Origin of the sequence: Hymenobacter busanensis (genome assembly GCF_008727865.1) — a bacterium.
In the GTDB taxonomy this organism is placed as follows: Bacteria; Bacteroidota; Bacteroidia; order Cytophagales; family Hymenobacteraceae; genus Solirubrum; species Solirubrum busanense.
Genome location: NZ_VTWU01000006.1, coordinates 141318 through 159607, shown reverse-complemented (window position 1 = coordinate 159607; position 18290 = coordinate 141318). Strand labels below are relative to the sequence as shown.

At 63.6% G+C, this 18290-nt stretch carries 17 protein-coding genes; 10 read left to right on the top strand and 7 right to left on the bottom strand.

Annotated elements, in window-relative coordinates:
* Positions 1 to 89 precede the first annotated feature (89 nt).
* From allB to F0P96_RS16470, 7 genes are all read left to right on the top strand, one after another.
* Positions 90 to 1424: an allantoinase AllB gene (allB, locus tag F0P96_RS16500; RefSeq protein WP_151080028.1), complete on the top strand. Its 1335-nt coding sequence runs from the start codon at positions 90 to 92 to the stop codon at positions 1422 to 1424.
* 5 nt (positions 1425 to 1429) lie between these two features.
* Positions 1430 to 2683: an allantoate amidohydrolase gene (locus F0P96_RS16495; protein ID WP_151080027.1), complete on the top strand. Its 1254-nt coding sequence runs from the start codon at positions 1430 to 1432 to the stop codon at positions 2681 to 2683.
* A gap of 131 nt (positions 2684 to 2814) precedes the next feature.
* The gene (gene allE / locus F0P96_RS16490) at positions 2815 to 3561 is read left to right on the top strand and encodes a (S)-ureidoglycine aminohydrolase (protein WP_151080026.1); all 747 of its coding nucleotides are present in this window, start codon (positions 2815 to 2817) and stop codon (positions 3559 to 3561) included.
* A gap of 147 nt (positions 3562 to 3708) precedes the next feature.
* Positions 3709 to 4218, top strand: a complete 510-nt coding sequence (gene uraD / locus F0P96_RS16485) for a 2-oxo-4-hydroxy-4-carboxy-5-ureidoimidazoline decarboxylase (RefSeq protein ID WP_151080025.1) — start codon at positions 3709 to 3711, stop codon at positions 4216 to 4218.
* Positions 4215 to 4556: a hydroxyisourate hydrolase gene (gene uraH / locus F0P96_RS16480; RefSeq protein WP_151080024.1), complete on the top strand. Its 342-nt coding sequence runs from the start codon at positions 4215 to 4217 to the stop codon at positions 4554 to 4556. Before uraD ends, uraH begins: the two co-directional genes overlap by 4 nt.
* Positions 4553 to 5101 carry a DMP19 family protein gene (locus F0P96_RS16475; RefSeq protein WP_151080023.1) on the top strand — a complete coding sequence of 183 codons (549 nt, stop codon included), beginning with the start codon at positions 4553 to 4555 and terminating at the stop codon, positions 5099 to 5101. Before uraH ends, F0P96_RS16475 begins: the two co-directional genes overlap by 4 nt.
* A gap of 24 nt (positions 5102 to 5125) precedes the next feature.
* Positions 5126 to 6562 carry a DUF6986 family protein gene (locus F0P96_RS16470; protein ID WP_151080022.1) on the top strand — a complete coding sequence of 479 codons (1437 nt, stop codon included), beginning with the start codon at positions 5126 to 5128 and terminating at the stop codon, positions 6560 to 6562.
* A 105-nt stretch (positions 6563 to 6667) separates the two neighbouring features.
* Here F0P96_RS16470 and F0P96_RS16465 read toward each other — a convergent pair whose 3' ends face one another.
* On the bottom strand, positions 6668 to 6940 hold the full coding sequence (locus F0P96_RS16465) for a hypothetical protein (RefSeq protein ID WP_151080021.1): 273 nt from the start codon (positions 6938 to 6940) through the stop codon (positions 6668 to 6670).
* Positions 6941 to 7438: 498 nt separating this feature from the next.
* Here F0P96_RS16465 and F0P96_RS16460 point away from each other — a divergent pair, with 498 nt between their 5' ends.
* Positions 7439 to 10129 (top strand): MGH1-like glycoside hydrolase domain-containing protein, encoded by a 2691-nt coding sequence (locus tag F0P96_RS16460; RefSeq protein ID WP_151080020.1) that lies wholly within the window; start codon positions 7439 to 7441, stop codon positions 10127 to 10129.
* Between the two features lie 95 nt (positions 10130 to 10224).
* Here the strand turns inward: F0P96_RS16460 and F0P96_RS16455 are convergent, their stop codons facing one another.
* A complete protein-coding gene (locus tag F0P96_RS16455) occupies positions 10225 to 10875 on the bottom strand; it encodes a YceI family protein (RefSeq protein ID WP_160619903.1) in 651 nt (216 codons plus the stop codon).
* Between the two features lie 282 nt (positions 10876 to 11157).
* Here F0P96_RS16455 and F0P96_RS16450 point away from each other — a divergent pair, with 282 nt between their 5' ends.
* Entirely contained in the window at positions 11158 to 12138 is a 981-nt protein-coding gene (locus tag F0P96_RS16450; RefSeq protein ID WP_151080018.1) for an ABC transporter ATP-binding protein, read from the top strand.
* Positions 12126 to 13697 carry an ABC transporter permease/substrate-binding protein gene (locus F0P96_RS16445; protein WP_151080017.1) on the top strand — a complete coding sequence of 524 codons (1572 nt, stop codon included), beginning with the start codon at positions 12126 to 12128 and terminating at the stop codon, positions 13695 to 13697. Before F0P96_RS16450 ends, F0P96_RS16445 begins: the two co-directional genes overlap by 13 nt.
* Before the next feature lie 10 nt (positions 13698 to 13707).
* Here the strand turns inward: F0P96_RS16445 and F0P96_RS16440 are convergent, their stop codons facing one another.
* The 5 genes from F0P96_RS16440 to F0P96_RS16420 all read right to left on the bottom strand — a co-directional run bounded on the left by F0P96_RS16440 (position 13708) and on the right by F0P96_RS16420 (position 18198).
* A complete protein-coding gene (locus F0P96_RS16440) occupies positions 13708 to 14391 on the bottom strand; it encodes a LytR/AlgR family response regulator transcription factor (protein ID WP_151080016.1) in 684 nt (227 codons plus the stop codon).
* A gap of 49 nt (positions 14392 to 14440) precedes the next feature.
* Positions 14441 to 15514 carry a sensor histidine kinase gene (locus F0P96_RS16435; protein ID WP_151080015.1) on the bottom strand — a complete coding sequence of 358 codons (1074 nt, stop codon included), beginning with the start codon at positions 15512 to 15514 and terminating at the stop codon, positions 14441 to 14443.
* A gap of 186 nt (positions 15515 to 15700) precedes the next feature.
* Positions 15701 to 16753, bottom strand: a complete 1053-nt coding sequence (locus F0P96_RS16430) for a bile acid:sodium symporter family protein (RefSeq protein ID WP_151080014.1) — start codon at positions 16751 to 16753, stop codon at positions 15701 to 15703.
* A gap of 56 nt (positions 16754 to 16809) precedes the next feature.
* A complete protein-coding gene (locus tag F0P96_RS16425; protein ID WP_151080013.1) occupies positions 16810 to 17070 on the bottom strand; it encodes a hypothetical protein in 261 nt (86 codons plus the stop codon).
* Between the two features lie 96 nt (positions 17071 to 17166).
* Positions 17167 to 18198 carry an LLM class flavin-dependent oxidoreductase gene (locus F0P96_RS16420; RefSeq protein WP_151080012.1) on the bottom strand — a complete coding sequence of 344 codons (1032 nt, stop codon included), beginning with the start codon at positions 18196 to 18198 and terminating at the stop codon, positions 17167 to 17169.
* Between the last annotated feature and the right edge of the window lie 92 nt (positions 18199 to 18290).

The following is an 18290-nucleotide window of genomic DNA, read 5'->3' as shown; positions in this document are numbered from 1 at the left end:
AGTCAGCCACGCAGCTGACCTCCGCGCCGAATGTGCCGTAGCCGATTGGCCCTAAAAGGGCTACCAATGTAAACAGAAACTTTCCCCGAATGCTACATCAAGCCCTGAAAAGCCGCCGCGTGGTAACGCCCGATGGCGTGCGCCCTGCCCTGGTGCTGCTGCAAGCCGGCCGCATTGCCGACGTGGTGCCCACCGATACTGCTGTCGATTGCCCCGTCGTTGACTTCGGCGACCACGCCATTCTGCCGGGCGTCATCGATCCGCACGTGCACATCAACGAGCCCGGCCGCACCGACTGGGAAGGCTTTGACACGGCCACTCGCGCCGCCATTGCCGGCGGCCTGACTACGCTCGTGGACATGCCGCTGAACTCGGCGCCGGTGACGACCTCGGTAGCCAACTTCCGCCAGAAGCTGGCCGCCACCGAAGGCCAGATGCACACCAACTGCGGCTTCTGGGGCGGTATCGTGCCCGGCAACGCGGCCGATGTAGAAGGCTTGGTTGAAGCCGGCGTACTCGGTTTCAAAGCCTTTCTTACGCACTCCGGCATCGACGATTTTCCGAACGCCTCGGAGGCCGACTTGCGCCAGGTGATGCCGCTGCTGGCCCGCCACGGCCTGCCGCTGCTGGTGCACTGCGAGCTGAGCCAGGACGACGACGCGTGGAAGCAGCGCGACAAACGCTCGTACCCGAACTATCTCGCCTCGCGCCCCAAAGCCTGGGAAGACGCCGCCGTGGCCCTGATGATTCGGCTGTGCCGCGACACCGGCTGCCGCACGCACATCGTGCACTTGTCGTCGGCCGACTCGCTGGCGCAGATAGCCGCCGCCAAAGCCGAAGGCCTGCCGCTGACAGTGGAGACGGGCCAGCACTACCTGTTTTTCAACGCCGAAGACATTCCCGACGGCCAGACGCAGTTCAAGTGCGCGCCGCCCATTCGGGAGCGGCGCAACAACGAGCAGCTCTGGCAGGCTCTGGAGTCGGGCCTCATCGACTTCGTGGCCACCGACCACTCGCCCGCGCCGCCCGACCTAAAGCAGCTCGACTCCGGCGACTTCACTACGGCCTGGGGCGGTATTGCTTCGCTGCAGCTGGCCCTGCCCGTGCTCTGGACTGCCGCCCAGCCGCGCGGCACCTCGCTCTTGGAGCTGGCGAAGTGGCTGAGCACGAACCCGGCCAGGCTCATCGGCATGGCGCACCGAAAAGGCCAGATTGCCAAGGGCTACGACGCCGATTTGCTGGTGCTCGACCCCGAAAAGGCCTTCATTGTGCAGGCCGAGGCGGTGCACCACAAACACAAAGTGTCGCCGTACCTTGGCTGGGAGCTGCGCGGCGTGGTGGAGCAGACTTTTCTGAACGGCGTTCAGGTCTACGCCAATCCGCAGTTCACCCATCTTAACCAGGGCCAAATTCTAACCCGCTAGTCGGAATGCAGGAGTACCACGCACGCGCAGCCCGGTTGCTGCAACGCATTCACGAACTGGCCGCCATCAGCGAAGACGCCGACGGCGTCACCCGCACCTTCGGCACGCCCGCGTTTCTGCGCGGCAGCGCCCTGGTGCGCGCCTGGATGGAAGCCGCCGGCCTCCAAACCCGCATCGACAGCATCGGCAACGTGCGCGGGCGGCTCCTGAACCCGCGGCCTGGCGCCAAAACCTTCGTCATCGGCTCGCACATCGACACGGTGGTAAACGCCGGCCGCTTCGACGGGCCGCTGGGCGTGCTGCTGGGCCTTGATTTGCTGGAACATTTAGGCGAAAAGCAGGCGGAGTTGCCCTTCCACTTCGAGCTGATGGCCTTCAGCGACGAGGAAGGCGTGCGGTTTCACACCACCTACCTCGGCAGCAAAGTAGCCGCCGGCTCCTTCGACCAAGCGCTGCTGCCCCGTACCGACGCCGCCGGCATCAGCCTCGCCGAAGCCATTGCCACAATGGGCGGCGACGCCGGGCAGCTGGCCGCCGATGCGCTGCCCGCCGACCAGTGGCTGGGCTACTTCGAGGCGCACATCGAGCAAGGGCCGGTACTCTGGGAGCGGAACATTCCGGTGGCGCTGGTAACGGCTATTGCCGGGCAGCGCCGCGTGGGCCTCACCTTTACCGGCATGGCCGGCCACGCCGGCACCGTGCCCATGGACATGCGCCAGGATGCCCTGGCCGGCTGCGCCGAGTTTGTGCTGGCCGTCGAGCAATTCGGCCTTGACCACAAAGCGCACCTCGTCGCCACCGTGGGCAAGCTGGATATGCGCCACAGCGCAAGCAACGTCATTTCGGGCGAAGCCACCTGCAGCCTCGACCTGCGCAGCGCCGACGCCGCCCGCCTGGCCGCGGCCTACGACGAACTGCACCGCCAAGCCGAAGCCATTGCCCAGCGCCGCGGCCTCACCGTGGCCTGGAACCCCATTCAGCAGACCGCGCCGGTTGCGTGCGATGCCGAAATGAATAAATTGCTGGCCCAAGCCATAGCCGAGGCGGGGCACCCGGTCGTCGAGCTGGTCAGCGGCGCTGGCCACGACGCGGTGCCGATTTCGGCCGTGGCCCCCGCCACCATGCTGTTCGTGCGGTGCTACAAAGGCATCAGCCACAACCCGCTCGAAAACGCGGAGCAGCCCGATATTGCCGCCGCTCTGGAGGTTTCCGAGCGGTTTCTTCTTCAATTATTAACGAAGGAGAAATTGTCATCCTAAGGCGCAGCCGAAGGACCTTTCCTCTGCTGAACGACCATTGAAGCAACGACTCGTTCCGACGTGAGCAGGTCCCTCGGCTGCGCTTTAGGATGACAGCCCCGATTCATAAGCTCCCAGTTCCCTTTCCCCACATGGAAATTTCCGCCCTTACCCGGTCCGTCGTCAAGCGCAACCACGCCATCATCGCGCCCGATGGCTACATCAACAGCAACGTGCCGGGCTGGACCAACTGCACCGTCAACGTCATCATCAACGAGCAAATGGGCGCCCGCCTGGCCCAAACGCTCATCACGCTGCGCGACGGCGGCCGCCTCGAAGGCCAGACCAAAGCCGCGCAAATCTTCTTCTACGTGGTGGAAGGGCAGGTGCAGGTGGCCGTCGATGGCCAGGAGCGGCGCCTCACACAGGGGCAGTTCGTGTACGTGCCCATCGAGAAGGACTACTTGTTTACCGGGCCCACCGAGGGCACGCAGCTGCTCACCTTCCACAAAGTGTACGAGCCGCTGGAAGGCCAGGCAGTGCCGGGCGTGCACTTCGGCGAGCGGGACATTGCCAAGGCGCCCGTGTACATGAACGACCCCGCGCTGCGCATTCAGGAGCTGCTGCCCAACGAGCTGGGCTTCGACATGGCGGTGAACATCTTCACTTACAGCACCGGCGGCAACCTGCCGATGGTGGAAACCCACATCATGGAGCACGGCCTGATGTACCTCGAAGGCAAGGCCATTTACATGCTCGACCAGCACTGGTACCCGGTGAAAAAAGGCGACTCCATTTGGATGGCGCCCTACTGCCAGCAGTGGGCCACGGCCATGGGCCAGGAAGATTCGGTGTACATCTACTACAAAAACGTCAACCGTTTTCCGACGGTGATGTAAGCTCATTCTGTCATCTTGAGGCGCAGCCGAAGGACCTTCTCACAATAGAAAGAGGCATTATAATACCGGCCATTCAGCGGGCATAAGGTCCTTCGGCTGCGCCTCAGGATGACGGCCGATTGACCATAAGACGCCTTCCCCCAACCCATGACCCTAGACGAACTCAACCAACTCGATAAGCCTGCGTTGGCCGAGGCGCTGCAGAAGTGCTGCGGCTCGCAGGCCTGGGTGCAGCAGATGCTGGCCGTGTTTCCCGTGGCCGACGCGGACACGCTGATGGACCACGCCAACACCGTGTGGAACAGCCTCTCGGAAGACGACTGGCGCGAGGCATTTGCGCACCACCCCAAAATCGGTAGCGACGTGGCGTCGCTCCGGGCCAAGTTTGCCAGCACCAGCGACTGGGCTGAAGGCGAGCAGGCAGCTGTGAAAAACGCCTCCGAAGACGTGCTGCAGGCGCTGGCCGACGGCAACCGCGCCTACGAGCAGAAATTCGGCTACATCTTCATCGTGTTTGCCACCGGCAAAACGGCCGAGGAAATGCTGGCTTTGCTGCAAGCGCGCCTGCTCAACAAGCCCGACGACGAAATCCTGATTGCGGCCCGCGAGCAGAATAAAATCACCCGAATCCGGCTGGAAAAGCTGTTGGCTGCATGAGTCAGATAACGACCCACATTCTCGATACCACACTGGGCAAGCCGGCGGCCGGTGTCACCATTGCCTTGTCGGCGCAGCAGGCCGGCGACACCTGGCAGGAGCTGGCCCGTGGCACCACCAACCAGGACGGCCGCATTCCCGATTTGCTGCCGAAGGAGCAGCAACTGCCGCCGGGCGTGTACAAGATGAAGTTCTTCACGCAGGCGTATTTCGAGCGGCAGGGCACGCCCAATTTCTACCCGTTCGTGGAAATCGTGTTTCACCTGAGCGCCGCCGAGCACTACCACATTCCGCTGCTGCTGAACCCCTTCGGCTACAGTACCTACCGCGGCTCATGAAGCTTCTATCTAGGCTACAGGAACTCATTGGCATCAAGTGGGTCACATTGCCTGCGGTGTCGGCCGCCGAATTGGAACAGGCCAAGGCCAATGATTGGCAGTATTTGTACGTCTTTATCCAAGCCTATTACCGACATGTGCGGCCGGAAACACCCGAAACCCGCATGGATAAGTTCTCGAACGCGGCGTGCATATTGATCTTGTTTAACGTTTTGTATGGGGAGGTAACCAACGGCGGTTTTATCCAGCTCATCCAAAATGGCTACGGCCCGCATCTGTTTGAGACTCCTCTTGCGAAGGATTTGGCCGGGTGGGGCGCAAGTGACCTTGCCGAACTAGTAAACCACGCCAAACGCATTTACCAGGCTCATCGGGAGTACCTGGAGCGGCAGCGCACCATTCCTGAATTTTCAGCTCTCTACCAAGATTTTCAGGAGTTTGTGCCGCTGGAAAATCGTTTCTACGACATCATCGACGGCCAGACGGCCATTGTTCGGGCGCATGTGGAACAACACATTGCCCAGTTTGCCCAGATTGAAGAATAGCCCACTTTTCCGCTTTCCCCAACCATGAAGCTTAGCCTCCAGGACGCCGCCAAAACCCAACTGCTCGACCAACTCGGCGAGGCCAACCGGCGTTTCCAGCAAACCTACCCCGGCGACAAACCCGACCGCCAGCCGGTGCACACCGTGTACGGCGGCGCCAACCTCTTCAAGGCCGATACCTGCGTGCGCATGGGCGACATTGCCCTCAACAACCTGCGTACCTACGCGCCCAACTTTGTGGAGCTGGCCAACGTGCTGCAGTTGAAAAACCACGAATACCTGCCCACCTCGGAAAAGGACATTGCGGCCCTCACGGCCAAGCTCGATGCTATGTCGGCGGAGGAGCGCAAGCAGGAACCGGCGTGGCTGGCCTACTCGGTTTACAACAAAATCGTGAGCAAGCTGCAGCGCGAGCCGGTGGAAGACTTCCGCATCGACTTTGAAGACGGTTTCGGCAACCGGCCCGATGCCGAGGAAGACGCCACGGCCGTGCAGGCCGCCGGCGAGCTGGCTTTGGGCATGCAGAACGGCACAATTTCGCCCTTCATCGGCATTCGCATCAAGCCCTTCACCGAAGATTTGAAGGGCCGGGGCGTGCGCACGCTCGATATCTTCCTGACCACGCTGCTGGAAAAAACCGGCGGCAAGCTGCCCGACAACTTCGTGGTGATGCTGCCCAAAGTGACCATTCCGGAGCAGATGACCACGATGGTGCGCCTCTTCGAGCTGATCGAGCAGGCCAACAACCTCGCGCCCGGCACCCTGAAAATGGAGACAATGGTGGAGGCCACCCAGATCATCATGGACGAGGAAGGCCGCAATCCGCTCATGCGCATCATCCGGGCCAGCGAGGGGCGCTGCGTGGCCGCGCACTTCGGCACCTACGATTACACGGCCTCGGCGGGCATCACGGCCAAGTACCAGACCATGGCCCACCCGGTGTGCGACTTTGCCCACCACATGACCAAGGTGGCCCTCGGCGGCACCGGCATTTTTCTCTCCGACGGCGCCACCAACGTGATGCCCATCGGTCCGCACCGCGGCGACAACCTCACGTTTGAGCAGATGAAGGAAAACCGCGCTGCCGTGCACAACGCCTGGCGCCAGGGTTTCCACCACACCACCCACTCGCTCATCAACGGCCTCTACCAAGGCTGGGACCTGAACCCCGCGCAGCTGCCCATGCGCTACGCGGCTACCTACAACTTCTTCCTGAGCAGCTACGACGACGCGGTGCACCGCCTGAAGACCTTCGTGGAGCGTGCCGCCATTTCGACGCTGACGGGCGACATTTTCGACGACGCCGCCACCGGCCAGGGCTTGCTCAACTTTTTCCTGAAAGCCCTGAACTGCGGCGCCATTTCGGAGGAGGAAATTGTAGCGACTGGCCTTACCAAGGAGGAAATCAACACCCGTTCGTTCTTCCGCATTCTGGAAGGCCGCCGCAAGCAGCTGGCTTAATTGCTCTTAGCGTAAGTAGTTGCCGCACTTATACCACGCAACGGCGCCCCGTTGGCTACTGCCAGCGGGGCGCCGTTGTATTGGGCAGCGAAGCACGAGAATGTATTAGTTTTCGATAGGCTGCGGACTGGAGTTGGCGAATGGCGCGCAGAGCTGCTGCAGAAGCGCGGCGTCGGCGGTTGGGCCGCGGTACACCAGTTGGGTGCTGCGTAAGTCGCGGCCGGTGTAGATAGCCACCTCCGAGCGGTTGTGGGCCAGAAATACCCGCACCAGTTCGCGCCGGCCGGGCCGCACGTAGGTGGTGCCAGGAAGCTGGTCGGGTGCCTCGGGCCACGAGATGGGGAAAAAGCCAGCGTCGGCCAACTGCACATCAAGCATATTGAATGGGAAATGTTCGGCCGCATAAGCCAAATGCGTCCTCGGATAGTTCCAGATACAGACAATATAATCCGCCCCGATTTTGCTGAGCGCGAAATATTTACATAAAAGTTTTCCAGTCGCTCACCGCGGGCTCCCTACGCCACTTGGTTCCCGGTTCCGCAACGGCACGAAAACCTTGGTTAGCACGGCGTCAGGCTAGGTTGCAGTCGGTTTGCTTGCGCCGAAAGCAGGGCGGATAGTAAGCGTGTTGGCTGTGGTGTAAAGTTGTTAACTGGCTTAAGTGCAAACGTTTGCAGAAGTTGTTGGCGCGGTGCTTGTGCTCGGCTGTTCCAACAATCTGTGCGGGGCATTACGTACACTTGCCGGTCAGCTGCATGTAGCGCAGACGCGAAAGAGCCCTCTCCCCAGGATTCAGTGACGACGGATTAGCCATGCAGCCGCTCTCCCAACCAACGACTCAGCACCCGCCGCGGCGGGCTTCTGGCCCATATATCCATGACGCAGGAACAAGTACGCTTAGCCGAAAACAAAGCCGGGACGGCACCCTGGCAGAAGTTCGGCCCCTACCTCACCGAACGCCAATGGGGCACGGTGCGCGAAGACTACAGCCCCGACGGCAACGCCTGGGGCCACGTGACCCACGACATGGCCCGCAGCTACGCCTACCGCTGGGGCGAAGAGGGCCTTGGCGGCTTCTCCGATGACCAGCAGTTGCTGTGCTTCGGCGTGGGCCTCTGGAACGGCCACGACCCGTGCCTGAAGGAACGGCTTTTCGGCCTCACCAACGGCCAGGGCAACCACGGCGAAGACGTGAAGGAGTGCTACTACTACCTCGACAGCACCCCCACGCACGCCTACCAGAAGATGCTCTACAAGTATCCGCAGCGGCGCTTCCCCTACGAGCGGTTGTTGGCGGAAAACGCGCGCCGCGGTCGGCAGGAAGCCGAATACGAGCTGCTCGATACCGGTATCTTCAGCCAGGGCCGCTACTTCGACGTGTTCATCGAATACGCCAAAGCCGGGCCCGACGACCTGCTGGTGCAGCTAACGGTGCACAACCGCGGCCCCAAAACCGCACCGCTGCAGGTGCTGCCGCAGCTGTGGTTCCGCAACACCTGGAGCTGGGGCTACGACGGGTACCGCCCCAAGCTGCACAGCAACGGCCCTGCCACCGTACAAGCCGAGCACCGCGACCTGGGCCGCTACCACCTTTACTGCGCCGATAGCCCCAAGCTGCTCTTCTGCGACAACGAGACCAACGGCGCGCGGCTCTACGACCTCGAAGCACCCGAAGGCCATTACTTCAAGGACGGCATCAACGACTACATTGTAGCAGGCGACCAAGCGGCGGTGAACCCCGCGCAGCAAGGCACCAAAGTGGCTGCGCACTACTCCCTTACGCTGGCGCCGGGGGCCTCGCAGCGCGTGTGCCTGCGCCTGAGCAAGGCCGAATTGGCCGAGCCGTTCGCCGACTTCGACCAGCTGTTTGCCCAGCGCCTCGGCGAGGCCGACGCGTTTTTTAACTGCCTGCAGGAAACCCAGCCCGACCCGGACGCCCGCAACATCTACCGGCAGGCCGTGGCCGGTATGCTCTGGAGCAAGCAGTTCTACTACTACGACGTGACGCAGTGGCTCGACGGCGACCCGGCCGTGGACCTGCCGCCTGCCGAGCGCCGCCGCGCCCGCAACAGCAACTGGCAGCACCTCCACAACGCCGACCTCATTTCGATGCCCGACAAATGGGAGTACCCCTGGTACGCGGCCTGGGACTTGGCCTTCCACTGCATTCCGTTGGCCGTCGTCGACAGCGAGTTTGCGAAAAACCAGCTCCGCCTGCTCACCCGCGACTGGTACATGCACCCCAACGGGCAACTGCCGGCTTACGAGTGGAATTTCGGCGACGTGAACCCGCCCGTGCACGCCTGGGCCACCTGGCGCGTGTACAAAATGGACCAGAAGCTCAACGACGGCCGCGGCGACACCGAGTTCCTGGAGTCGGTGTTTCACCGGCTGATGCTCAACTTCACCTGGTGGGTAAACCGCAAGGACCGCAACAACCACAACATCTTCGAGGGCGGCTTTCTGGGCCTCGACAACATCGGCGTGTTCGACCGCTCGGCGCCCTTGCCCACCGGTGGCTACATCGAGCAGGCCGACGGCACGAGCTGGATGGCCATGTACGCGCTCAACCTGATGCGCATTGCCCTGGAGCTGGCCAAAACCAACCCCGTGTACCAGGACATTGCCGGCAAGTTCTTCGAGCACTTCCTCTACATCGCCGAGGCCATGACCCGCGCCGGCGACGGCAGCTTCAACCTCTGGGACGAAGAAGATCAGTTTTTTTACGACGTGCTGCACCTACCCGACGATGAACGCATCAAGCTCAAAGTCCGCAGCATCGTGGGCCTGATTCCGCTCTTTGCCGTGGAAGTGCTCGACGAAGAGCTGCTGGAAGCCATGCCCGCCTTTACCCAGCGCCTGCGCTGGCTGCTCGACAACCGCCCGCAACTCTCGGCCCTGGTGTCGCGCTGGCAGGAGCCGGGCAAGGGCGAGCGGCACCTGCTGAGTTTATTGCGCCGCCACCGCCTCGAAAAGCTGCTCCGACGCATGCTCGACGAAACCGAGTTTCTCTCCGACTACGGCATTCGGGCTTTGTCGCGGCACCACCTGGAGCACCCGTATGTGTACAACACGCCGGAGGCCGATTTCGAGGTGCGCTACGAGCCCGGCGAGTCAAACTCCGACCTGTTTGGCGGCAACTCCAACTGGCGCGGCCCGGTGTGGTTCCCCATCAACTACCTCATCATCGAGGCCTTGCAGCGCTTCCATTTCTACTACGGCGACACGCTCACGGTAGAATACCCCACCGGCTCGGGCCAGTACCTGAACCTGAACGGCGTGGCCAACGCCCTGGCCGAGCGCCTCACTGGCATCTTCCGCCGCGACACCGAAGGCCGCCGCCCCGCCTTCGGCCACGACGAGCTGCTACAGCGCGACCCGCACTTCCGCGACTACCTGCTCTTCCACGAGTACTTCCACGGCGACGACGGCCACGGCCTCGGCGCCAGCCACCAAACCGGCTGGACCGCCCTCGTCATTCGCCTGCTGCAGCCGCTGGCACCCATCGGCGGCGCCGTAGAGCGGCCAATGCCGGCCAAGCCGGAGTTGGAGCCGTCGGGGCGCTGACCGACCTAAGCATCTTCGCGAAACACGCCTAAAAACCAAGCGCCCGGGCCGCCGACAGGCAGCCCGGGCGCGGGTGCTTACCACCAGCAGCCAGCCTAGCTGCGAGCTTCTTTCTTGGCAATGATGTTGAAGCTGATGATGAACAGGTCGTCGATGACCTTATCGGCGGCCGTATCGAGCAGGGACTTTGAGCGGTATTTGATGTCGAACTGGGTACGGTCGATGGTGGTGGTGCCCGTGGCCGAAGCCAGGCCGTCTTTCACGCCGGTTTTGGCCGGAAAGGTTATCGATTTCGTGATGCCCTTGACGGTGAGGTTGCCCGTCACCTCGGCGTTGTTGCCCCGGTCATCGTTCTTGATGGGTTTCAGGCTGGTGATGACGAAGGTGGCCGTAGGATTCTTCTCAGTGCTGAAAAAATCGTCGGATTTCAGGTGAGCCAGCAGGCGCGGGCTTTCAGTGTCTTCCACAACTAAACCTGCCATGTCGAAGGTGAAGCTGCCGCCCACAATCTGCTTGCCCTTTACCTGCACCGCACCCTCTTTCACGGGCACTGCCCCGTGGTGCTGGCCGCCTACTTTCTTGGCCAGCCAGCCCAGGCTGCTCAGCTGGGTTTGTACGGTGTAGGTTTCGGCGGCGTCTTTGCGGCCGGTAGCCGTGGGGGCGCCGGCCGGGGCGGGAGCGGGCGTAAAGGCAGGCAGCGCAAGCAGGGTGCTGGCGACGAGCAGCGAGTAAACGAGTTTTTTCATGTGGGTGGAGAGAGAAGAAGGAGAGGGGCTGCCGGTCCAGTGCCGGGCCCGCGGCCAACAGGCAAGATACAACGGGGCGCCTATTGGGCAGCGCACTGCCGCCTCACTCGGCCCGAGCCGCCCGCAGGGTTGCCTGCTGCCGGCCAGCATACCGGCCGCCCTGAGGCCAGTTCGCTGGTCTGGGCGCTAACACCTGCTGAGGCTCCGGCTACTTCGGCCGCCGACAGACGCCGGCGGGCGCCGCCGAAACCACCCGCAAGCCGTACATTACCGGCCTCAACTATGCCCGAAATCCTCCCCGAACCCGCTATCCGCGTCAGCGGCCTCACCAAGCATTTCGGCGCGCACGCCGCCGTACACGACGTTTCTTTTTCGCTGCCTGCCGGCGAAACACTGGTACTGCTCGGGCCCTCGGGCTGCGGCAAAACCACGCTGCTCAAGATGCTCAACCGCTTGGTGGAACCCGACGCCGGCACCGTGGAAATCAACGGCCGCGACGTGCGCCAACAGCGCCCCGAAGAGCTGCGGCGCGGTATCGGTTACGTCATTCAGCAGGTGGGCCTGCTGCCGCACTATTCCGTGGCCGACAACGTGGCCGTGGTGCCGCGGCTGCTCGGCCACGCGCCTGCTGCCATTGCGGCGCGCACCCACGAGTTGCTCACGCGCCTGCACCTGCCGCCCGAGCGGTACGCGGCGCGCTTTCCGCACGAGCTGTCGGGCGGGCAGCAGCAGCGTGTGGGATTGGCCCGTGCCCTGGCTGCCGATCCGCCCATCGTGCTGCTCGACGAGCCCTTCGGCGCCCTCGACCCGGTCACGCGGGCCCGGATTCGCCGCGAGTTTCGAGAGCTGGAAGAGTTGCGCGACAAAACCATCGTCCTCGTCACCCACGACGTGGCTGAAGCCTTCGAGTTGGCCGACCGCATTTTGCTGCTCGACGCCGGCCGCGTGCAACAACTGGGCACGCCGCGGGAGCTGCTGTTTCGGCCCGCCACCGACTTTGTGCGCCGGTTTTTTGCCGCCGAGCGCCTGCAGCTACAGATGCGCACCCTCACGCTGAAAGACATACGCCCGTTTTTGTTGGAACCAACAGCCTTTGACGCCTGGCCCCCGGAAACCTCGGTGCACGCGGCGCTGGAAGCGCTGACGGACACACAGGCCGCCGACCCGCTCCAACAACTACCGCAGCCAACCGCACCGGTAATGCGGCCGCTGATGGAAGCCTTCGAACAAGCCCTGCAAACCGAACACGCATGGACACGCTGACCGAACTGCTGGAATTCTGGCGCCTACAGGCCGGCAAGCTCGGTGAGCAAACCTTGCAGCACATTGGCCTGACGGCGGCCGCGCTGCTGCTGGCTGTGCTACTGGGCGTGCCGCTGGGCCTCTGGCTCACGCGTCGCCCGCGCTGGGCACCGGCGGTGTTGGGGTTTGCGGGCGTGCTCCAGACCGTGCCCAGCATTGCCCTGCTCGGTTTCCTGATTCCGCTGCTCGGCATTGGGGCCACGCCGGCCATTGTGGCGCTGCTGCTCTATTCGCTGCTGCCCATCATTCGCAACACCGTGGCCGGCATTCAGGGCGTAAACCCCGCCGTGGTAGAAGCGGCCCGTGGCCTGGGCCTTACCAACGGCCAGATACTGCGCCGCGTGGAACTGCCGCTGGCTTTGCCGGTGCTCTTTGCGGGCATCCGCACGGCCACGGTTATTGGGGTGGGCGTGGCCACACTGGCAGCCTACGTGGCGGCCGGTGGGCTGGGCGAGTTCATTTTCGGGGGCATTGCCCTGAACAACCCCGTTATGATTCTGGCCGGAGCATTGCCGGCTGCGGCGCTAGCCGTGGCTTTTGATGCCGCACTGGCCGGCTTGCAGCGGCTGAGCGCCCGCCGCCTGGTGCGCGTGGGCGTGGGGCTGCTGGTGCTGTTGCCGCTGCTGGGTGTGCTCTACCTGTTGCCACGGGCGGGCGGCAAGCTGCAAGCCGGCTTCAGCCCCGAGTTTGTGGGCCGCGCCGATGGCCTGCCCAGCCTGCAGCGCGCCTACGGTCTGCGCCGCCTGCCCAGCGTAGTGCTGGCCCCGGCGCTGGTGTACGAGGCCGCCCGCCACGCCGATGTCGACGTTATCGACGGCTATTCCACCGACGGCCGCATTCGGGCCTACGACCTGCAGGTGCTGCGCGACGACCGGCGCGTGTTTCCGCCCTACTTCGCCGCCCCGGTGGTGCGCCCGACTGTGCTGCGGGCACACCCCGGGCTGCTACCGGTGCTCAACCAACTGGCCGGCCAGCTCTCCGATTCGGTGATGACCGAGCTGAACTACCGCGTCGATTACCTGCACGAGCCGCCGCGCGCTGTGGCCGAAGCGTTTCTGCGGCGGCGCGGCCTGTGGCGTGCCCCACGGACGCTAGTGCCGGGCGCGGCCGTGGTGCGGCTGGGCTCCAAAATCTTTGCCGAGCAGTACATTCTGGTAGAAATGTACGCGGCCCTCATCCGCGGCGCGACGGACCTCGACGTGCAAACCAAAACCGGCCTCGGCGGCACTACCATCTGCTTCGAAGCCCTGCGCAGCGGCGCCATCGATATGTACCCGGAATACACCGGCACCGGCCTGCAAGTGCTGCTGCAGCCGTCGGTGGCTACGCTCGATTCGCTGGGAGGGCAGCCCGCCGCGGTGTTCGACTACGTGCAGCGGGAGTTTCGGCGGCGCTACGGGCTGGAGTGGCTGCCGCCGTTGGGCTTCAACAACACCTACGCCTTGCTCATGCGGCAGCGGCAGGCGCGGGAGCTGGGCATTGGGTCGTTGTCGGAGCTGGGGCGTTACCTAGGCCGTTGAGGGCGGCGGTTCAACCCAGCCGCAACTGGTCCTGGTAGGCGGCGCCCAGCGGCACCGGGTGGCCTTGCACGCCCACTTGGTGCCGCTCAATCCGGTCGATGCGGGCGGTATTGACGACGTAGGAGCGGTGCACCCGCGCAAACTGCTCGGCCGGCAACAGGGCCAACACCTCCTGCATGGTCATGCGGGTGAGCAGGCGTTGGTCGGGCAGCACGACGGTAATGTAGTTGCCGGCTGCTTCCAGGTACAGTATTTCGGCGAAGCGCACCTTTACCTGCTCGTAGCCGGTTTTCAGGAAAAGGTAGTCGCGCGCCGGGGTGGGGGCAGGGGCCGCCGCGCGCAGCTGCAGTAGCTCCTGGGCCTTGTTGCAGGCTTTCACAAAACGGGCCAGCGAAAAAGGCTTGAGCAGGTAATCAATAGCGTCAAGCTCAAAGCCCTGCACGGCGTGCTCGGCGTAGGCCGTCGTGAAAACCACCAGCGGCCGGCGGGGCAGGCTGCCCACCAGTTCCAGCCCGGAAATATCAGGCATGTTTATGTCGAGGAAGAGCAACTCCACCGGTTCCCGCTGCAGGTAAGCCAGGGCCTCAAAAGCATCGGTGAAGCACGCTGTCAGCTCCACAAACGGCACTTTGGCCGCCAAAGCCCGCACCACGTCCAGGGCAATGGGTTCGTCGTCGATGGCAATGGCCTTCATGGATGCAGGAAAGGTGAAGCGGGCAAGATAAGGCGGTCGGTGCAGCAGACTAGAGCTGCACGGTCAGGTGCACAAAATACTCTTCCTTGGTTTGGCGAATGAGCAGCTCGTGGCGCTCGGGGTAGAGCAAGGCCAGGCGCTGCTGCACGTTGGCCAGCCCAATGCCCGAGGCATCATCGGCCAGGCCGGGCGCGGGCCGCTCGTGGGTGCTGTTGTACACATCGAAGTACAGGGTGTGGCCTTCGCAGTGCAGCGTTACCTTAATCCAGGACTTGTGCTGGAGGCTGATGCCGTGCTTGAAAGCGTTTTCCACGAACGGAATCAGCAGCATGGGGGCAATCTGCACGCCGGCCGGCACCTCCAGCAGGTGGGCGTCGATGCTGATGCCGGGCGAGGTGGCGGTGCGCAGGCTTTGCAGGTCGATGTAGTTGCGCAGGTATTCGATTTCGCGGGCCAGCAGAATGCGCGGCTGGTGGTTTTCGTGCAGCATGAAGCGCATCATGTCGCCGAGCATCTGAATGCCCTGGGCCGTTCGTTCGCCGTTTTCCTGCAGCGCCGTGCCGTAGAGCGTGTTCAGGGCGTTGAACAGAAAGTGCGGGTTGATCTGGGAGCGAAGCAAATCGAGGTTGGCCGTCGACTGCCCCAACTCCTGCTGCAGCCCCGTCACGGCCTGGTGGCGGCGCAGGCGGCGGCGAAACACCAGCCACGAAAGCGGCGCCGTAACGACCAGGTTAAAAGCCACCTGAAAGAGGTTGAAGGCAATAGCGGCGTCGGTGTTGCTGGTGATGATGACGATGACCAGCCCCACCGGCAGCACCGAGCCCACCAGCACGAGAAAGGTTTTCAGCAGGTAATTCCAGAACGGCCGCGAACTGCCCAGCGACGATGGAATGAGGTAGCGGCTGGCCAGCACGTGCAGCAGAATGGCAACGGGCGCCAGCGTCCCCCAGAACACGCGCAGCTCGTTGGGGGCCTCTGCTGCTACCAGCAGCAGCAGGCTCATAAACCACAGCGCCCCGCCCAGCAGTAGGTCGCGCACGATGCTGCGCGAATCGGAAGGCAGCGGATCGGCGCCGGGCGCGAAAACGTTCAGGATTTTGGCAAAGACGGGCACGGCAAGCATACAGAGCAGCAAGGCAAGTGAAACAACCGGGCCTTGGCGCTCATCCGCCAGAGGCCTTTCGCCAGCAAGAATACTGCGCCCACCGTGCGGCCGAAACGAGTTGGGACGAATGACCGGAAAAATGGGATGAAAGTGGCGACTTCAATGCCTATGCCTTGCTGGAACACTTTGCCGCTGCTGGCATACCTAGCCGGCGGCTGAAACCGCGGCGGCCATTCGGCGGCCTTGGGCCTGCGCAATGCTGCTGGCCAGCACAATTTGCAGGGCGTGGTAGAGCATCAGCGGCAGCAGCAGCGCGCCGGTAGCCACGGTGCCGGCAAACAGCACCTTGGCCAGCACCGTGCCGTGCACCAACGATTTTTTGGAGCCGCAGAACACGGCCGCAATCCGGTCTTCGGCCGAGAAGCCCAGCAGGCGGCACACCAGCGTAATGAGGCCAAACACAAGCAGGAACAGCGCCACCATGCCCGCGCCCAGGCCCAGTACCTCGCCCCAGCCGTAGCTGCGGAACACGCCCTGCGCAAACGACTCGCAAAATGAGGTGAATACCATCAGCAGGATGATGATTTGGTCGAACACGCGCAGACCGGCCTTGTGGGCCTCGGCCCAGGCACCGAAACGCGGGTGCAGCAGCACGCCCAGCACCACCGGCAGCAGCACCTGCAGAGCCAGATCGAGTACCAGGCCGCCCAGGTTGCCGTCGGCCGCGCCGGTATGCAGCACCAGGCTCACCCAAATGGGCGTGAGCAGGATGCCCAGCAGGCTGGAAATGCTGGCGTTGAAGATGGCTGCCGGCATGTTGCCGCCCGCAATGCTGACCATCACCACCGAGGTAGAAACCGTGCTGGGCAGCGTGCAGAGAAAGAAAATGCTGGCCCAAAGCGCGTCTTCAGGTGCGCCGGCAAACAGGGGCCTGACTGCCAGCGCCAGCAACGGAAAAAGCACGAACGTGCTGAGCTGCACCACCGCGTGCAGGCGCCAGTTGCGCATGCCGGCTCGTAGCTTTTCGGGGCTCAAGCGCAGCCCGTACGAAAAGAAAATGAGGGCCACGCCGCCGGTGGTGATGCTGCCCCACGGCACCGCGCTGGCCTTGCTGCCGATGCCCGGCTGCAGGTACGCCAGCCCCACCACGGCTAGCAGCGCCAGCAGAAACCAGTCGAGGCCCAGGCGCTGGAGCAGCGAAGCCGAGGGTGGCGAGACAGCGGATGTGGAAGTAGTGATGGGCGGGGCAGGAGTCATGCGAACTGAAAGCGAAACCAAAGATGCAGCTGGACGCGGCCGTAACAGCGCGGAGGTTAGCTGGTCGGGCGGGCGAGGCGGTAGGCGAGGCTCACCAGGGCCACCAACACCAGGCCCATTGATACCCAGCCCACCCAGCGCGGGCGACTGGCTCCGTTGGGGAAGAAAGCCAGCAGCAGAAACGAGCCAAACAGCGCCAGCGAACCAACGATTTTACTGCCATTGCCCGCTACCACATCGGCCCCCACCACCAGCAGGCAGGCAGCGGCCGCAAGCCAATACAGGAACGCGGAGCGAGTGGGAGTGGGGCGGTTCATGGCAGCAAGGGGCAGGCGCGCAAAAAGCAAGTGTACGGCAAAGCCCGCGGTTCCGCCGTGGCGGAGCGCGGGCTTTGATGGTGACGTGAACGAATGCTAGTGGTGCGCCGGCACGGCAAATACCTCAGCCAGCAGCTCGTAGGAGCGCAGCCGGTCGGCAAAATCGGCGGTAATGGTGGTGGCCACCACCTCGTCGACGCCGTAGCTGCGGGCCAGGTTTTCGAGCTGCTTTTTCACCTGTTCGGGCGTGCCGCACACGTAGCGCTGGCGGTTGTGCTGAAGTTGGCCCAGCTCCTCCACGGAGTAGTCGTAGCGGCGGGCTTCCTCGTAGGTGGGGAAGCCGGTGCGGTCGGCCCGGCCGATGCGCAGCAGCTGCAAATCGAGCGAGGCTTGTAGCTGCCGGGCCTTCTCGTCGGTATCGGCGCAGAGCACGAACAGCGCCACGTTGGCGGTGGGCACGGCCAGTTCGGCCGAGGGCTGAAACCGCTCCCGGTAGAGCTGCATCATGGCCGGACCGCCGTGGGGGTTGATGAACTGCGCAAACGAAAAGCCCATGCCCAAGTGCGCCGCAAACAGCCCGCTCTGTCCGCTGGAGCTCAGCAGCCACAGCTCGGGCGCGGTATCGGTTTGGGGGTGCGCCTGCACTTTCATGTGCACCGTGTCGGGCACTTGCTCGTCGCGCAGGTAGGCCCGCAGGTCCATCAACTGCTCGGCAAAATCTTCGTCGCGGAAGGTGTTGGCGGGGTTCAGCACGTGGGCCGTGAGGCGGTCGGCGCCGGGGGCACGGCCCATGCCCAGGTCGATGCGGCCGGGAAAGAGGGCTTCGAGCAGGCGGAAATTCTCCGCCACCTTCAGGGCCGAATAGTGCGGCAGCATCACGCCGCCCGAGCCCACCCGAATGTGCTGGGTGTGGCCTGCCAGGTGGGCAATGAGCACTTCGGGCGACGAGCCGGCCAAGAAAGCCGTGTTGTGGTGCTCCGATACCCAGAAGCGGTGGTAGCCGAGCCGGTCGCAGAGCTGGGCCAGCTGCAGGGTTTCCTGCAGCGCCTGCCGGGCCGTGGCGCCCTGCCGAATGGGAGACTGATCGAGCACACTCAGGCGGAGCGGGCGATGGGAAAGGGAATCCATGATAAGCTATGACAGCACGAGGTGAAGCCTATCAACCCCCAACCGGCCCGGGTTGTTACACCGGCGTGGCGGCAAGCGCAGAAGTTGCGGCC

What these genes read in the sequence shown, in the direction of transcription:
- allB (WP_151080028.1), top strand. Translation starts at nt 90, where the DNA reads ATGCTACATCAAGCCCTGAAAAGCCGCCGCGTGGTAACGCCCGATGGC.
- F0P96_RS16495 (WP_151080027.1), top strand. Translation starts at nt 1,430, where the DNA reads ATGCAGGAGTACCACGCACGCGCAGCCCGGTTGCTGCAACGCATTCAC.
- allE (WP_151080026.1), top strand. Translation starts at nt 2,815, where the DNA reads ATGGAAATTTCCGCCCTTACCCGGTCCGTCGTCAAGCGCAACCACGCC.
- uraD (WP_151080025.1), top strand. Translation starts at nt 3,709, where the DNA reads ATGACCCTAGACGAACTCAACCAACTCGATAAGCCTGCGTTGGCCGAG.
- uraH (WP_151080024.1), top strand. Translation starts at nt 4,215, where the DNA reads ATGAGTCAGATAACGACCCACATTCTCGATACCACACTGGGCAAGCCG.
- F0P96_RS16475 (WP_151080023.1), top strand. Translation starts at nt 4,553, where the DNA reads ATGAAGCTTCTATCTAGGCTACAGGAACTCATTGGCATCAAGTGGGTC.
- F0P96_RS16470 (WP_151080022.1), top strand. Translation starts at nt 5,126, where the DNA reads ATGAAGCTTAGCCTCCAGGACGCCGCCAAAACCCAACTGCTCGACCAA.
- F0P96_RS16465 (WP_151080021.1), bottom strand. Translation starts at nt 6,940, where the DNA reads ATGCTTGATGTGCAGTTGGCCGACGCTGGCTTTTTCCCCATCTCGTGG.
- F0P96_RS16460 (WP_151080020.1), top strand. Translation starts at nt 7,439, where the DNA reads ATGACGCAGGAACAAGTACGCTTAGCCGAAAACAAAGCCGGGACGGCA.
- F0P96_RS16455 (WP_160619903.1), bottom strand. Translation starts at nt 10,875, where the DNA reads ATGAAAAAACTCGTTTACTCGCTGCTCGTCGCCAGCACCCTGCTTGCG.
- F0P96_RS16450 (WP_151080018.1), top strand. Translation starts at nt 11,158, where the DNA reads ATGCCCGAAATCCTCCCCGAACCCGCTATCCGCGTCAGCGGCCTCACC.
- F0P96_RS16445 (WP_151080017.1), top strand. Translation starts at nt 12,126, where the DNA reads ATGGACACGCTGACCGAACTGCTGGAATTCTGGCGCCTACAGGCCGGC.
- F0P96_RS16440 (WP_151080016.1), bottom strand. Translation starts at nt 14,391, where the DNA reads ATGAAGGCCATTGCCATCGACGACGAACCCATTGCCCTGGACGTGGTG.
- F0P96_RS16435 (WP_151080015.1), bottom strand. Translation starts at nt 15,514, where the DNA reads ATGCTTGCCGTGCCCGTCTTTGCCAAAATCCTGAACGTTTTCGCGCCC.
- F0P96_RS16430 (WP_151080014.1), bottom strand. Translation starts at nt 16,753, where the DNA reads ATGACTCCTGCCCCGCCCATCACTACTTCCACATCCGCTGTCTCGCCA.
- F0P96_RS16425 (WP_151080013.1), bottom strand. Translation starts at nt 17,070, where the DNA reads ATGAACCGCCCCACTCCCACTCGCTCCGCGTTCCTGTATTGGCTTGCG.
- F0P96_RS16420 (WP_151080012.1), bottom strand. Translation starts at nt 18,198, where the DNA reads ATGGATTCCCTTTCCCATCGCCCGCTCCGCCTGAGTGTGCTCGATCAG.